Below are 13,882 nucleotides of genomic sequence, written 5' to 3' on the forward strand. Positions count from 1 at the left end.
ACAAAAGAAACGAAAGAAAAATAAATTTTTAACAACTCTATTACAAGTTTTTAGAATAAGAATCTAAAATTTTTCTTACAGAAATCAAGATAGACTCTCGCAATTCCTCCGGCTCCCATAAAACCACAGAATCTCCTAAACCTAAAATATGATGTAACGCCCATTCTCTAGTTTCAAGATCCGCTATTACTTCTATCCAATCCTTATTTATTTTTGAATATTTTAATATTCTTATGTACAATATATTTTTTAAAAAATCAATTTTTGAAACATGAATCTTAAAACGTACCGGATAAGACGGTATTTTAGATAAAAAATTTTGTGTGCTATCTTTCCAATATTTTTCTAAATCGAATCTCTTTGGTCTTTCAAAAGAATCTCCTAACTTGGCCTCTACAATTCTTGAAACTCGAAAAGTCCTAAACTCTTTTTCATATTTTGCTACCAAATACCAAATTTTTCCTTTTGCTACAAGTCCCAAAGGGGAAACGTTTCTTTTTTTAGATTCTTCATCCGTTTTGTATCTCAAAACAATTTTCTTTCCTTGCCAGACCGCTTCTTGTATAAGAGATAAAAAAGGAAGCTCCTCTTCTGAGCAACTCCAACCGGCACCATCTACATATATTCTTTGTCGAACCATCTCTGCTTCCTTCTGATAAGCGGGAGGAAGTGAAGCCATAAATTTCATAAGGGCCGAATCTAAATCTTTTTTTCTTCCGAGATCGGATGCAATTCGAGTAGAACTTGTGAGAATCATTGAAAAAATCTCTTCCTTCTTCATTCCGGTAAGATTGGTTCTATAACCTTCCGATAATTCCCAACCTCCTTTAGATCCTCGCTCCGCATACACAGGTATTCCAGAAGCGCTCAAGGCTTCCATGTCTCTGTGAATTGTTCTTTCAGAGACTTCTAATTTTTTTGCCAGGTCTCTGGATGAAATCCTACCTTTTGCTTGTAGTTGTAAAAGTATGGAAAGAAGCCTATCTGCGCGCATGTTTCAAGCTTATCATTCAATATAAGACAAAATATGTCATATATAATTTTTAATTTCAATACAAATCTTTTTGATTATGATAAGACTGATTTTTATTTTATGTAACGTGAGTTCGCGTAAGAAAACGTGAAAGAATTTTCTAAAAGTATAAGTTTCTACAATTTTAAAATTAGTTCATAAAATCGTGATTTGCAGTAGTTCCTACATTTTAGAAATCGAGATCACAACTTTTTTAGAAAAATGAACTATGGATTCTTTATGTAGAACTCACGTTATTTAAGTTTAGAGAGAATTTCGAAAATATATGACATCTTTTGTCAAATTTTTTGGATTAAAATTTTATTATGAATCAAAAAAACTTAGAAGGTAAAGTAGCATTAGTTACAGGTGCTACGAGAGGAGCCGGACGAGGAATTGCTTTGGCCCTAGGAGAAGCGGGAGTCACCGTTTATGTTACCGGTAGAAGTATCAAAGATAAACATCCTAAAATAAATCGTAAAGAAACCATAGAAGAAACTGCAGAACGGATTAACAAATTAGGAGGTAAGGCAATCTGGGCGCAAGTAGACCATACAAATCCGAAAGAAGTTAAATCTCTGTTTGAAAGGATAGATCAAGAACAAGGAAAACTGAATATTTTAGTCAACGATATATGGGGAGGTGATCCCTTTATCGAATGGTCTTGTAAATTTTGGGAACATTCTTTGGAAAACGGTCTTAAAGTTCAAAAGAATTGTTTAAATTCTCATTTGATTACAAATTATTTTGCAACTCCATTGATGATTCGCAACCACTCCGGTCTAATTTTGGAAATCACCGACGGAACGGATTATCGTTACAGAGGAAGCGTATATTATACTTTAGTTAAATGTTCCATTATTAATCTTGCAAGTTCTTTATCAGAAGAATTAAAACCTTACGGTGTTACTGTAATTTCATTAACTCCAGGATTTTTAAGATCCGAAGCAATGTTAGATTATTTCGGAGTTTTGGAAGAAAATTGGAAAGACGCAATTTTAAAAGATCCTCATTTTATCGCCTCGGAAACCACTGCCTATATAGGTCGTGCAGTCATATCTTTAGCGGAAGATCCAAATGTTTTCCTAAAAACCGGAAGTGCTACAAGTACTTGGAGACTTTCTGAAGAATATAATTTTACGGATTTAGACGGAGTAAACCACATTGGAGACAATACTTCCGAGAAAAATTTGGAGAAGATTTATAAAGACATGAAACAATTCTTTCAATCTAACAAGTTAGAAATTTAATGAAAATTCTAAATACGATTTGGGAAGTTTTGTTTTTGATCTTTTCAAGATTTTTTTATTCGAAAGAAATTTCAACCTAATCATGACTGAAACAAAAATATATAATATAGGTTGCATTCTTACATGTCGGCTCGTAAGCTGCTTTAAAATTTTATTATGTGATTACAGGCCAAACCTTATAAAATTGAGTATCGTGAACTTTTATTGCAAAATACTCGGGTATCCTGCCTGATATATGGTTTTGAGTAAAAATCTAGGTCTGTTGATTTTTTTCAAATTGATTTATCTAGGGCTTTTCTTAAATAGACGAAATTAAAATTTTACACATCATTTAGGGATATTATGAAAAAACATTTAGTTCGTATCTTTAGTTACGGTTTTTTAGTCTGGTTGATTCCTTTTGTCGTCGCAATTCCATTTCATTCCAGAGACGGAAAATTACTAACCGATTTATTTTTATTCAAAACGGTAATGATTCTTGTCGGAAATTTCACAGGTTGTGTTTTGTTAGCCTCTCTTGTTTTGAAAATTCCAGGGAAAAAATTTAGGATTCTCTTCGCTACAGGATTCATCTGGCTTACAATCAACTGGGGTTTAGATTTTCTGATTTTACTTCCTATGTCTAAAATGAACGTGGAGGATTATTTTATTCAAATAGGACTTCGTTACCTCACTATGATTTTTATTTCTTTTACGGTGGGTTGGGTCATGGATCGCTCAACTAACAATTAAAAGACGATCTTTCTAAAACCGGAACCTCATTTTCAAGTTCTATTACAAGCGTCCCAAAATCGAATTGTATTTTTTAGAAAGATCAAATTACAAAAATCTGTCCTGCAAAACGGCGCTTGAGTTTCCTAGAAACTCCGTAAAATTATTTTTTGAAACAGGTTCTTATTAAAAATAGAGGGCCTGAGTTTCTTCGAAAGTTTTATTTATTTTTTGAGAACTTCTATAAAATTTTAAAAAAGATCCTACACAATTGAATTGTATTACTTTGAATTTTAGACATTAGAATTGCTGAAAAATTAATTTTCTTCTGTTTTTTTTAATTAAATAAGTATAACCAATTTGATTTTACGATTTTGAAATGTGGGAACTCTTACAAAATTGAACAAGATTAGAATTGTTTGAAAGTTTGCAAATTACAAAATGCGACCTAATTTGTAGGAACTGCTGCATAATATTAAAAATTTCTAAAAAATGATTGCGTAAAATTCTTTGAAGTTTTAGGACAAGCTCTGATTTTAATGGAAAATTTTATTCTGTTACTCATAACTATAAAATACCCAATATAATAATTTAAAGTTCAATAATGAACTTGTTCAAAGAAATATAATTTAGGATAATGTTACAAAGTAGAAATGCAACTATTCCTTTTAATCTTTTGAGTTAGAAGTTTTCGGTATACCAGAACCCTAAACGATCCGCACATAAAATTAAACTATAGAGCAGACTAATTATTTAGAATTTTATAAAATTTAAATATTAGAGTTATTGAAAATTCGTAATGGCAATTAATAAAACCGCTTCAATCAACCATTTCATAAAACAGAAACAAGATAAAGAATAGAGTTGTTGAAAAATTCTATAGTGGAGTTTAACAAAACTGCTTTAATTGCCCGTTTCCATAAAATAGAAACAGATGGAGAATTAATTTTTCAACAACTCTATTTTGATTTTTTATATCAAAAACATTTTGAGACAGCAAGATTATATGTAAAAATAGTTCGAGGATGAATTGATTTTCCGGAAGATATTAAATCTTCTATTGTATTTTTGGCCTTACACAAAACACCTTGATATAAATTCTTTTTGGCCTGTTCTCTCCAATCTTGGTAATGCGGATTTTTTTCTGCGTATTCCGATCCTAAAAAATCAGCTGCATATAGGATTAAATCTAAAGACCCAGGGGTTTCCGATCCTAAGGTATGATTTCTTACTGCGGATAATACTTTTTCGTTTTGTAAATTATATTGCGATTTGAGATAAATCGCCGCAGAGTATGCGTGCCATGCAGCAGAAGGAAGTTGTTCTAATTCATCCTGCCCTGATTCTAAGAACAAAGTTTTATGAAATTCTGAAGTTTTTTGTTTTGTTATATCGTGTACAATCCCGGCAAGATAAGCAAATTCCGCTTCTTCTTTACAATGAATGATTGCAAGTTCTTTTGCAATTTCTGCGACTCGTATCGAATGTTCCCAACGAGTTTTTGTAATCTCAGTAGGAACGATCTTTTTAAATTTCTGAATTTGAATTTCTATTTCTTGCAAAGTCATTAAATTTGATCTGATTGAATTATAACTTTTGAAATCGTTTTAAAATGTCCAGAGACTTACAGTGTATAAAAACAATAGTAACGTAATTTGTAAAAACTACTTCAGAAATATAAATCTATACTTTACTCTCAAATAAACATTTGCGATAAAAATTTATGGGTCCCAGTTTTATATCCCAAGGTCAATTTTCATAAAATCAAAACTACTGTACAATAATACAAACACCATATTAGTAAACTAGAGTTATTTAAAAATTCTATAATTCAATTAACAAAATTGTTTCCATCGACCATTTCCATAAAATAGAAACAGATAGAGAATTAATTTTTCAACATTTATATTATATAAAAAATAATATTCAAAAAATATAATTTAACTGGCACCCGGAAAAAGAGAACGAAGGTCATTCAATGAACGAATTCCTTTAACTTGTATATCTAAGTTTTGATCCAATTCACTTAAATTTCCCTCAGGCAAAATTACCTTCTTCATACCAACCCCAGCCAACTCCTTAACCCTAAGATTAGCCTGACCAATACTACGTACTTCTCCCGAAAGTCCAACCTCACCTAAAACACAAGTTCCTTTTGGAAGAGGTTGATCCAGATAACTGGATATAATCGAAGCACAAATCGCAAGATCCAAAGCAGGTTCATCCGCACTCAAACCTCCAGCGAGATTACTAAATAGATCACATTCTCCTAATTTGATTTTAATATACTTTTCGATTACAGCGGCCAGTAAGATCACACGACGAGTGTCCGGACCTTCCGCCATTCTCCTCGCTTGGGCAAAACCGGTTTTACTAACCAAAGCCTGCACTTCCACAGTAAGTGCCCTGCTACCTTCCAACACCGCGCTGATCACAGAACCGCTTCTTTCTTCCGCTCCCGCACTTACAAAAACACGATTTCGATCCCCTACTTCTCTTAAACCACCAGAAAACATTTCAAAAATTGCAAGATCACCAACTGCACCAAAACGATTTTTCACTGCTCTAAGCAAACGATAATAATTGAGTCTATCTCCTTCGAAATAAAGAACCGTATCCACGAGATGTTCTAGAACTTTGGGTCCAGCGATCGTTCCTTCTTTGGTAATATGTCCGGTCATTAAAATCGGAATTCCAGATCGTTTTGCAGTTTCCAATAAAACTTGAGTACATTCTCTCAGTTGTGTAACAGTCCCCGCTTGATTAGGAAGTGCTTCTCTTGCAATCGTCTGAATCGAATCTACAAAAACGACGGCGGGTTTTTCTCCTTCAATCATCGAAGAAATATTTTCAGCAATCGTTTCCGATGTAACAAAAAGATTAGAAGCACGAAGCCCCATCCTTTCAGCACGCATTCGAATCTGAGAAGGTGATTCTTCTCCAGAAATATAGAGAACATTTTTATTCGCCTGTGTCAGATAACGTGAAACTTCTAAAATCAAAGTGGACTTACCTACACCTGGTTCTCCACCGATCAAAGTCAGAGAACCGGGAACAAGTCCCCCTCCCAAAACGAGATCCAATTCTTTCAGACCAGTTCCCATCCTTTTCAGAGATTCTTCTTCTACTCTGTCTAAAGGAATCGGTTCCTTATACGATTTGTTTTTTTGAGAGCTTCCGTTAGAAGAAGAGAAACGTTCACCACCAATCTCTTCTACAATCGAATTCCAACTCCCACAGGATTCACATTTACCAGCCCAGCGGGTATAATCCTGACCGCAGGACTGACAGATAAAAGTTCGACTGAGTTTCTTTTTCAATGTTCAAAAAGAGTAGGCATTTCAAGCCAATCAATCTGATTAAAAACAGGAAGACAACGAAAAGCTTCCCTTGCCAAGGAATCTCTACCTTCTCTTACTAAAATTTCAGTAAGTTTTTGTTCGAGAGAAATCAGATACTTTACATCTCCGCTCGCATACTCTATTTGATCTTTTGTAAGTATCTTTTTTCCCCAATCCGAAGACTGATTCTTTTTATCAATCACCTCGTCATAAAATTCTTTGATGAGGTCCTTAAGACCGTGTTTATCCGTATAAGTACGAGCAAGTTTACTAGCAATCTTTGTACAAAATACATTCTGCAAATTGATTCCCAATCGATAACGTAGAAAAAGAGAATCCATTCTCGCAAAATGAAAAATTTTTACGATCTCAGGATTCTCAAATAAAGACTTAAGTAACGGAGCTTCTTTTTGATCTGGAAGAATCTGAACCAAACTTACGTTATTCGAAGAATCGCAAATTTGCACTACACAAAGTCTGTCTCTTCTAGGATTGAGTCCCATCATTTCGCAATCGACCGCTAAACGATCGTCCAATTTATATTCTTCAAATCTTTGCTCTGAAAGATCTCCAGGAAAAAGCTCTGGTTTTATAGTTGAAGGTTTTAGAGGCATAATTTCATAATAATTCGTGCCACACGGTTTTCGGGAATCAAAAATACAAAGTGGAAATTCTCTTATTATAGAAAAGTTTCCATTCGAAAAAAAGAAAAAATGAGCAATAGAGATTTATGAGAGCCATTCTAAACTACAAAGTCTATGAGAATTCCTTTACATCCACGTTTGAAATATCTGGTAAAGAAACCAAAACCTACAGCGATTGTCGCAATTTTTCACTTTCTCTTGGGCATAAAAAAACAGGAAAGAATGAAACGTTTAAACCTCATCTAGAATGGATCGGAGAACAAAGACCCAAGGCTGGAACAGAATTACTTACCTTGGAAATCGAACTTCCTCCACACCAACTGAACGAACCTAAAATATTTCAACACGGTTATCAATCCTGGAGTCTTTCCGGAGTTTATCCACTTTCAGAAATAGACGAATCTCCAAAGCTAGATTTTCTAAGATATTGTCAGGAGAATTTTTACACCAATCACGCCGGTATAAATGGGGACTGGCACAGCGAAGGAATGGTCCTTCTGATTTCTTCTTCAAAAGAACCAAATTACTTTGCAGGCGCAATCGGTCCAGGTGAACAAGGAGTAAAATTTAGAGTCATTTCTCTTTCCAGAAAAGAGGAATTGGAAAATTCTAAAAAGAAACCTTGGATTTCCAACTCTGGAATTTCTTTAATCTATGATTTTTATCGTTATGAAGATTTCAGAGGAAATAAAATCTCTCTGACTCCAATAGGAATTTCCCGTTTTACGATCGAACCAGAATCATACTTAAAAAAGTATTTTAGTGAATTAGGAAAAGCTCATAAAGTAAAACTTTCTACCACTCCAGTTCCCACGGGGTGGTGTTCCTGGTATCAATACTATACTAAAATATCCGAAAAGATTATTCTGAAAAATCTTTCTCTTATAAAGGAGAAAAAACTTCCGATCCAATTCTTTCAGATAGACGACGGTTATCAAAAAGAAATTGGAGACTGGCTCACTACAAATGATAAATTTCCAGGTGGAATGAGACTATTAGCCGAAGAAATCCGAAGAGAAAAACTAACTCCTGGAATTTGGCTCGCTCCTTTTTTAGTTCGAAAAAAATCCGAATTTTTCCAAAAATACCCAGAAGCGGTTTTAAAAGATAGGGACGGAAAACCTACCCCTGCGCTTTGGAATCCTCTTTGGGGAATGGACCACACGTATTGTATAGACGTCACTCACCCTACTTCTAGAGATTTTTTAGAGAATATTTTTAAAACAATCGTAAAAGAATTTGGTTATTCCTATCTCAAGCTGGACTTTCTATATGCAGCCTTACTTTCGGGCTGGACTTACGACCGAGGAGTTTCACCTCACAAACGTTATACGGATGTAATTAAATTTATCCGTAAAATAGTAGGAAAAGAAGTATTTTTACTAGGATGTGGGGCTCCTATCTATCCTTCGATCGGACTTTTTGACGCGATGCGGATTAGTTGCGACGTGGCTCCTTTTTGGGGAAGGGAAAAAGTTAGGATTTTATCCAAAGACAAACACGCTCTTTGTACGGAAAGGGCTTTGATCAATGACATCAATCGTTCTTCGATGCATAGAAATTTATGGATTAACGATCCGGATTGTCTTTTAGTTCGGGAAAGTAAAAATAAAATGACCACCGCACAAACTCAATTGATGGCAAGTATCATGGCAATAAGCGGAGGAATGCTTTTTATCAGTGACGACCTTTCTTTGATCGGAGAAGAAAGGCTTACCTTTTTAAAAAGAATTTTAGAACTAGGAGCCAAATGTAAAAACAAAACTCCAATTCCAGTAGGAATTTCTTCCGGACTTTTTCCACCAGCACTTTACAACCCCGCCGGTTTTTTAGGAATCTGGAACCCAAGCGAAGTAGAAAGTACAATCGAAATCAAAACTACTTTCGTTTCCAAACTCAAACAATTTACAGATTACTGGACCGGACAAGTTCCGGAATCTCTAGAATACTCTGTAAAAACAGGAATCCTAAAACTAAAACTTCCTGCATTCGGTTCCGTGGTATTACAAACCGCAAAAGTTGTTTGACTGAACCGAGCTATAAAATAGGATTCCAACCGAAAAATAAGGAGACCCGTTTGATGAAACGTATTCAAAAACTACTGATCGCTTTAACCCTAGGGCTGACGATCCTATCTCTCAATGATTGCTTCATTTCTGATTCCGTCTCTAAGGCGGTTGATTCTCTCAGTAAATCTTCGGATTCTTTGGAAAGTCTTTCCAAATCGATCAAATCTCTTTCTACTTCGGTGAGTTCTATTTTTTCTTCTTCTTCAGATGACGATGAAAAAAAAGAAAAGGCGTATCTCAAAGACGTTAGAGATCTGACTGCTATGCACGTAGAAAACGGATTTCAAGAAATCGAATTTAAAAATGATCTTACAACTCTGGCACTTCACAACGGACTCACAAACTGGAAGTCGTTACGCGTAACGTATGTAGGAATTGGAAGCGGACTTAAAAAAGCGGGAGTAAACGAAGATAAATTTCAAACCTTTCTCTCCGAAATTGGAACTTCCAATCCAGAAATTGTAGAATCCATCCGTAAAGGATTTCATCAATTCTGAGATTTTTTTTCATTCCTTTCTGGATAGCCCTGTTATTTTCCACAGGGCTATATTCCACTCCTACAACCGTTGATTTCATTTATGTAGATTCGAACATTGGACAATCCAGCGGAGGACATACCGGAATTAGAGTAGGGAATAAAGTATATCACTATCAATTTTTTCCAGACGACATTTTTCATCTAGTTCGAGAATCCTATGACGATTTCGCTTTCGATTACAATATCATATCAAACAGAACTAGCATTCTTACTAGACTCAAACTAAACCCAAAAGAAGTTTCCACATTAGAATCCGGACTCAATCGTCTTTATATAGTTCAATTTAGACATTTGCAAAATCTGGAGATGTTAAAAAAGGAAACCAAATTCTTAGAAGAATTAAATTCTCCTGAGAAAAAAATAGGACTGAGAGCCACCGCCTACTTTACTTCCAAAGATAAATCAGTTCTCTCTAAAGATTTAAAATCACAACTTACAATCTCGTTAGGTGAAAATTTTCTAAAAGACCTAGAACAAAACCTGAAGGACAAAATGCTCTCGCCTAACAACCTACTCGTAAAAATGGAATTTTCTCCTCTTCCCGAAAAAATGCACAGAGAAATTTTTCCTTTTTTTAAACCAGGATCTTATTTAAAAATCCGAGACATCCTAGAAGGTATTTTATTTTGTCAAATTCTAAGAGAAGAATGGGGATTAAATCAAGAATTAAAAATATTAAATATACAAGAATCCTTAAGTACCAAGGAAAAAGAACTTTTAGAAAACTTCAGAGAACAACAAATAAAAGGACTAATACAAACCTTATCCGATAAAGATCCAGGTTGGGCTTATAGCGCACTTGTAATCTTAGCTAGATTACACACAATCGAAGAAAGTATCCAAACAGGATCTCCAGTTTTTTTATCCAGCTTTCCTGACAATTCTCCCATCGTTTACAAAGAAGATTCACAAGACGCGCAAACACTTCAACATTTTTCCGAAGAAACCTGGGCCATAGTTTCACTTGCTCGAAAAAAAATATCCACCTTAAACGAACTTACCGAAAAAGAATATCAAATCTGGGAAGATGCATCCAACCGAGCCTTTGAATTTCAAGAAGGGATTCAAACTTCGATTCCAATAAGAGTGACATCTGAAAAATTACTTCCTCAAAGAGAAAACAAATTTCTGATTCCTATGTATTTACCAGAAAGCTCAATACTTAAAGAATACCTAATATTTGCCAGACAAAGAGAAAAAGAATATCATACACGTCTAAAGAAACTTTATCCTTTTCGAATACTCTTCGAAAACTGTACGACTGAAATTTTAAAAAACGCTCAAAATTCTTTTGACCAAAAAGAAATCAATTTCCCCGGAAAAAAGATAGAACTTAATTTTTCGCTCTCCTTTATTCCTTTTTACGCCTCTTATTCCGTTTCCAACAACTGGAATAATGAGGGAGAAAAAATCTTACTCTCTTATCGAAGAAAAAAATTGGTAGAACTACTCAAACAAAATCCGAATTTAAAAACTCGTATTTTAGAATCGTTTACGTTTTCTTCTTCCATCTACAAACCGAATAAAGAAGATCATTTTTTTCCACTTTTTACAGACGACGTTTTTTGGGGCAGGCCTTTGTACGGAACCGTAAATTTAGCGGCTGGGTTTGGCACGAGTTTGATAGGGATTTTCACACTACCTTTCGACCAAGGAGAAAAACTTCAAAAAGGATTTCAATCCTTATTCTTTAGTCTTCCAGAATTAGTTTTTTTTAATATTCGAAAAGGAACATTTCCTTCCGTTTCCATAAAAGAGATCCCCGAAGAACTTTTTCAGTTTCAAGACGAGGATTAAAGACAGAAGACTTTATCCTTGTTTAAAATACCGATTATAATCACTCTTGATCCGCCTCCTGCAACCAGTCTTCAACGTTTGTCTTCTCTTGAGCTCTTTTCAAAAACACATTGTCAGAACCTGCACCTAGTGTTCTCTGAGTAGCCGAAACGCTTTCAAACATCCAGATCATTCTATTTTGCGACTCGGGCATACTTGTTTGAGATTCAAGTCTTGCGATTGCTTCTAAAAAAATCTCTATAACAATCATATCTTGAACTTTCTCTTTCTTTTCCTGCAATATGTGCTTTGCATTTTTATAGTCAAGATCAGCCAAAAGTGCGGCAATGTATCCTAACTGATCATAACATTCACAATTTCTTAGAAATTCAAGAGCCTCAGAACCATTTCTTTCCAAATACCACTTTGCATATCTAGTCTGAAAAACGAATTTATTTTCCAGATAGTTTTTACCGATCGTTGCGATAGATTTGTCGAAAATTTTACTTTCGATTTTTCTTGAAAATGCAGTCAGGTAAATCGCAAGATAACCAGAAACTTGATACATACTATATTTTCTTTTCCTTTCAGTCGCAAATCTGTATGCACTCAACACTAAATCGCAAAATTCTTCCCGATCTTCCTGATTTAGGGAAAGAATTCCCTGGGAAATCACCAAGTAAATATCACTATTAAGGTTATCTCCAAGGTAATCGTATTTTCTATTTTTTAAGGCATATTTTCGTGAGTATTCGAACGAGTTTAATAAAAAATCTCGAATCCGTTCTCTATATTTTTCAATCGCATATAATTTCAAAAAACAGAATATAGGAGTCGCAATGACTGGATAATCGGTTTCAGTTTCTAAAACTTTCTTGGACTCTTCCCAAAGTATCAAAAAAGACTCATCATCGGCTAATCTTGCGAGGATAATATATAAATTATCTTTTATGATGGTAAATCCGAGAGCAAACTTCCTAATTTCTTCCCTTAGAAACGAATCATTTTCTTTTTCTAAAATTTCGAAAGTTTTATTTAAATATTTATCATATAGAGCATTGATAAAAGATTTATAATCATCCCAATTCGGATCGTATTTTTTACTGATTACACTCTGATATAATGAACCATCGTAATCATAGGCTTTTATTTTTTTGAGTATAGCCAACAAATCTTCACCTGTTTTTCCTTCTAAACGTTCTAATTCAAAAAGAATTTCGTCTTTAAAAGTTTTCATTCATCAGCCTCCGTAAGTTACTTTTTAAGCGAGGTAAAAATCAAACCAGACATTTGGCACTTTCAAACATCTACCAAATAATCATGAACTTATTTATTATATTTCTTTTATGTTCAATTTAAAATTGGCAGAATCTATTGGCACAAGAACGATCCAATCTAAAATGTTCAAAAACAATCGATTATTGATTTTTTTTAATGAATCTCTAAAAGAATATAAGAAGAATCATCTCTATATTCTTTAGAAGGAATTGAAGTGCGAACAAAATCATCCAAAGCCTTTTTCATGGGTTTGATAGGATTCTCTTCTGACTTATGGATACGATCTAACTCTGAAATCAAAGGATGATTGAGATTGTTTATAATCCCGTCCGAAAAAAGAAAGATAACGTCCTTATCTTCTAAAAGAACTTCATGACTCGGAAAATCTAAGTCCTCTAAAATTCCCAACAACTGGCCCGATTTTTCTTTTAAAAAAGAAAATCCATCTTTATGAAAATGTACAGGAAACGGATGTCCTCCTCTCGTATACACCAACTTCTTATCGTTCGGAAAAAGAATCACACAAGCAGCTGTCATACTATGAGTTCCGATATTCAGACAAAGTTCTTGATTCATTCTGTGTAGAATATCACTCGGATTATTGGAATTTTTAAATTCTTCTCTAGCAATCGTAGTCATCAAAAGAGCAATGAGTCCAGAAGTAACTCCGTGATCTTCCACGTCTCCTAAAAGTACGAGTACCGATTTTTCCTTTTTTAGGATCACATTAAAGTCTCCGCTCACAAAGGAAACCGGAGTAATATCCGCTTCTACTTTATACGGGCTTAAATCCGGGATAGAAAAAATTTTTCCTTGAACCCTGGAAGCGAGACGAAGATCCCTCATGATCACTTCTTCTCGTATATCTTTTTCCTTTAGAATAACATAATAATCGTATGCTTTTTGAATTGCGATTTGAACCGTCTGAATCGAAAAAGGTTTCAGTAAAAAATCGCTCGCTTTGTGGGTAAGAGAAGTGACTACGTTATTAATGTCCCTTTCACCGGTCATCATGATCACTTGGGTTTTAGATTCCAAATTTTTAAAATAGGGAAGAATTTCAAGACCACTCGTACCAGGCATGTGAATATCTAGAAAAACAATCGGGTTCAATTCTTTTTCGAAGTATTGTTTTCCTTGTTCTACGGAATCGAAAAAAACGCTTTGATACCCTAACTTACTTAGAATGAGTTCTAAAGTTTCACCGACGTCTCTATCGTCGTCCAAAATGATGATCTCTGGTTTTAGGGAAAATTCCGTCAT

10 protein-coding genes and 1 pseudogene are annotated in these 13,882 nt (G+C 34.5%); 5 read left to right on the forward strand and 6 right to left on the reverse strand.

Features of this window, described 5'->3' with window-relative positions:
• Window positions 1-40 precede the first annotated feature (40 nt).
• Window positions 41-994 (reverse strand): helix-turn-helix transcriptional regulator, encoded by a 954-nt coding sequence (locus BW942_RS08885; RefSeq protein ID WP_001200930.1) that lies wholly within the window; start codon window positions 992-994, stop codon window positions 41-43.
• A gap of 344 nt (window positions 995-1,338) precedes the next feature.
• Between BW942_RS08885 and BW942_RS08890 the strand changes: the two are divergent.
• Both BW942_RS08890 and BW942_RS08895 read left to right on the forward strand, forming a co-directional pair.
• A pseudogene (locus BW942_RS08890) lies at window positions 1,339-2,219 on the forward strand (SDR family oxidoreductase).
• A 385-nt stretch (window positions 2,220-2,604) separates the two neighbouring features.
• On the forward strand, window positions 2,605-2,994 hold the full coding sequence (locus BW942_RS08895) for a hypothetical protein (protein WP_000716433.1): 390 nt from the start codon (window positions 2,605-2,607) through the stop codon (window positions 2,992-2,994).
• Between the two features lie 956 nt (window positions 2,995-3,950).
• On the opposite strand, the gene yqeK is transcribed toward BW942_RS08895, so the two are convergent.
• From yqeK to BW942_RS08910, 3 genes are all read right to left on the reverse strand, one after another.
• On the reverse strand, window positions 3,951-4,541 hold the full coding sequence (gene yqeK / locus BW942_RS08900) for a bis(5'-nucleosyl)-tetraphosphatase (symmetrical) YqeK (protein WP_000174861.1): 591 nt from the start codon (window positions 4,539-4,541) through the stop codon (window positions 3,951-3,953).
• Between the two features lie 372 nt (window positions 4,542-4,913).
• Window positions 4,914-6,293, reverse strand: a complete 1,380-nt coding sequence (radA, locus tag BW942_RS08905) for a DNA repair protein RadA (RefSeq protein ID WP_000728132.1) — start codon at window positions 6,291-6,293, stop codon at window positions 4,914-4,916.
• Window positions 6,290-6,928, reverse strand: a complete 639-nt coding sequence (locus BW942_RS08910; protein WP_001128627.1) for a ribonuclease D — start codon at window positions 6,926-6,928, stop codon at window positions 6,290-6,292. Before BW942_RS08910 ends, radA begins: the two co-directional genes overlap by 4 nt.
• A 116-nt stretch (window positions 6,929-7,044) precedes the next feature.
• Between BW942_RS08910 and BW942_RS08915 the strand changes: the two genes are divergently transcribed.
• The 3 genes from BW942_RS08915 (at window position 7,045) to BW942_RS08925 (ending at window position 11,362) form a co-directional block, all read left to right on the forward strand.
• Window positions 7,045-8,985 carry a glycoside hydrolase family 36 protein gene (locus tag BW942_RS08915; RefSeq protein ID WP_001201672.1) on the forward strand — a complete coding sequence of 647 codons (1,941 nt, stop codon included), beginning with the start codon at window positions 7,045-7,047 and terminating at the stop codon, window positions 8,983-8,985.
• Window positions 8,986-9,038: 53 nt separating this feature from the next.
• Window positions 9,039-9,524 carry a putative lipoprotein gene (locus BW942_RS08920; protein WP_000822429.1) on the forward strand — a complete coding sequence of 162 codons (486 nt, stop codon included), beginning with the start codon at window positions 9,039-9,041 and terminating at the stop codon, window positions 9,522-9,524.
• A 347-nt stretch (window positions 9,525-9,871) separates the two neighbouring features.
• Entirely contained in the window at window positions 9,872-11,362 is a 1,491-nt protein-coding gene (locus BW942_RS08925) for a hypothetical protein (RefSeq protein ID WP_000913366.1), read from the forward strand.
• A gap of 40 nt (window positions 11,363-11,402) precedes the next feature.
• Here BW942_RS08925 and BW942_RS08930 read toward each other — a convergent pair whose 3' ends face one another.
• Window positions 11,403-12,578, reverse strand: coding sequence for a hypothetical protein (locus BW942_RS08930; protein WP_000846752.1), 1,176 nt, complete (start codon window positions 12,576-12,578; stop codon window positions 11,403-11,405).
• 194 nt (window positions 12,579-12,772) lie between these two features.
• Window positions 12,773-13,882: a SpoIIE family protein phosphatase gene (locus tag BW942_RS08935; protein WP_000134482.1), complete on the reverse strand. Its 1,110-nt coding sequence runs from the start codon at window positions 13,880-13,882 to the stop codon at window positions 12,773-12,775.

Source organism: Leptospira interrogans, assembly GCF_900156205.1.
Classification (GTDB): Bacteria; Spirochaetota; Leptospiria; order Leptospirales; family Leptospiraceae; genus Leptospira; species Leptospira interrogans.

Coding starts and splice junctions, on each gene's coding strand:
- BW942_RS08925 (WP_000913366.1), top strand. CDS start 9,872: ATGTTAAAAAAGGAAACCAAATTCTTAGAAGAATTAAATTCTCCTGAG.
- BW942_RS08930 (WP_000846752.1), bottom strand. CDS start 12,578: ATGAAAACTTTTAAAGACGAAATTCTTTTTGAATTAGAACGTTTAGAA.
- yqeK (WP_000174861.1), bottom strand. CDS start 4,541: ATGACTTTGCAAGAAATAGAAATTCAAATTCAGAAATTTAAAAAGATC.
- BW942_RS08910 (WP_001128627.1), bottom strand. CDS start 6,928: ATGCCTCTAAAACCTTCAACTATAAAACCAGAGCTTTTTCCTGGAGAT.
- BW942_RS08895 (WP_000716433.1), top strand. CDS start 2,605: ATGAAAAAACATTTAGTTCGTATCTTTAGTTACGGTTTTTTAGTCTGG.
- BW942_RS08935 (WP_000134482.1), bottom strand. CDS start 13,882: ATGACGGAATTTTCCCTAAAACCAGAGATCATCATTTTGGACGACGAT.
- BW942_RS08915 (WP_001201672.1), top strand. CDS start 7,045: ATGAGAGCCATTCTAAACTACAAAGTCTATGAGAATTCCTTTACATCC.
- BW942_RS08920 (WP_000822429.1), top strand. CDS start 9,039: ATGAAACGTATTCAAAAACTACTGATCGCTTTAACCCTAGGGCTGACG.
- BW942_RS08885 (WP_001200930.1), bottom strand. CDS start 994: ATGCGCGCAGATAGGCTTCTTTCCATACTTTTACAACTACAAGCAAAA.